This is a genomic window from Actinoplanes sp. NPDC048791 (assembly GCF_040650095.1).
In the GTDB taxonomy this organism is placed as follows: domain Bacteria; phylum Actinomycetota; class Actinomycetes; order Mycobacteriales; family Micromonosporaceae; genus Actinoplanes.
This window is the reverse complement of sequence record NZ_JBEZGQ010001455.1, coordinates 1-1,625: the sequence shown is the minus strand read 5'-3', so window position 1 is coordinate 1,625 and position 1,625 is coordinate 1. Positions and strand designations below refer to the sequence as shown.

Here is a 1,625-nt window from a genome sequence, read left to right as displayed (position 1 = left end):
GGCCGCACCGCCGCCCAGGTCAAAACCACCGACGTCACCCACTCCCAGATCGTCGAACTCATCACCTCCGGACGCAGCGGCAACCTCGGCCTGCCCCCGGAGAAGCCCGGCGACTTCGCCAGCGACGCCATCGACATCACGCCCGGAGGGGACCAGTGACCACCACCACGACCACGGCCGGCGGCGTCCAGGTGGTCAAGCCGACCCTCGCCGGCCACATCCACGACTACTGGGGCCGGGTCCGCGGCGGCGACCTGGGCAGCCTGCCCGCCGTCCTCGGGCTGGTCGTCCTGTCGCTGATCTTCGGCGTCGCGCGGGAGACCTTCTTCAGCCCGCTGAACTTCGCCAACCTGTTCACCCAGGGCGCCCAGGTGGTCTTCATCGCCATGGGCCTGATCTTCGTGCTGCTGCTGGGTGAGATCGACCTGTCGGCCGGCTTCGCCAGCGGCGTCTGCGGCGCGGTCATGGCCATCCTGCTGACCAACCACGGCGTCGCCTGGTATCTCGCCATCCCGGCCGCGCTGCTCACCGGCGTGGTCATCGGCCTGGCGCTGGGCCTGCTGATCGCCAAGGTCGGCATCCCGTCCTTCGTCGTCACGCTGGCCGCGTTCCTCGGCTTCCAGGGCCTGCTGCTGGTGCTGCTGGGTGGCGGCATCAACATCTCGATCCGCGACCAGTTCGTCATCTCGCTCAACAACGACAACATCCCGGTGCTGTGGAGCTGGATCCTGGCCATCGGCGTGGTCGCGGGCTACGCGCTGGTGCAGTTCAGCCGGATCCGCAGCCGCGCCGCCCGCGGCCTGGTGACCGACCCGATCGGCATCGTGCTGCTGCGCATCGGCGGCCTGGCGGTGCTGGTGCTGACCACCACGGCGGTGCTGTCGCAGGAGCGGGCCGTCAACCCGGCGATCAACTCGCTCAAGGGCGTACCGATCGTGGTCCCGATCATCGGGGCCTTCCTGATCTTCTGGACCTTCGTGCTCGGCCGCACCACCTACGGCCGGCACGTCTACGCCGTCGGCGGCAACACCGAGGCGGCCCGCCGGGCCGGCATCCCGGTCGACCGGATCCGCATCTCGGTCTTCGCGATCGCGTCCACCATGGCCGCGATCGGCGGCATCATGGCGGTCAGCCGGGCCAGCTCGGTCGACCCCAACACCGGTGGCAGCAACATCCTGCTCTACTCGGTGGGCGCGGCCGTCATCGGCGGCACCAGCCTCTTCGGCGGCAAGGGAAAGATCATCAACGCGGTCATCGGTGGTGCGGTGATCGCGGTGATCGACAACGGGATGGGCCTGATGGGCTTCTCGTCCGGCCAGAAGTACATCTTCACCGGCCTCATCCTGCTGGTCGCGGCCAGCGTCGACGCCCTGGCCCGACGCAGGGCGGCAGCTACCGGAACCCGGTGAGCGAAACTTCGGGCACGGGGACGGCGCGCTGATGCGGGCCGGCCCCAGCCCGGAGGAGGTACGCCGGCACAACCTCGGGTCCCTGCTGCGCTACGTCCACCTGCACGGCGCGACGTCGCGGGCCGAGCTCACCAACCGGCTCGGCCTCAACCGCAGCACCATCGGCGCCCTGACCGCCGAGCTCACCACGGCGGCACTGGTCAGCGTGGCGGTGCC

The 1,625-nt window shown here is 70.0% G+C and carries 1 protein-coding gene and 2 pseudogenes; all 3 read left to right on the top strand.

Annotation, left to right across the window (positions count from 1 at the left end):
- Positions 1-159, top strand: a pseudogene (locus AB0C29_RS47370) (sugar ABC transporter ATP-binding protein); the annotation flags it as partial.
- Positions 156-1,409: an ABC transporter permease subunit gene (locus tag AB0C29_RS47365; RefSeq protein ID WP_360834801.1), complete on the top strand. Its 1,254-nt coding sequence runs from the start codon at positions 156-158 to the stop codon at positions 1,407-1,409. The pseudogene AB0C29_RS47370 and the gene AB0C29_RS47365, both read left to right, overlap by 4 nt.
- Before the next feature lie 31 nt (positions 1,410-1,440).
- Positions 1,441-1,625: pseudogene (locus AB0C29_RS47360) on the top strand (sugar kinase); the annotation flags it as partial.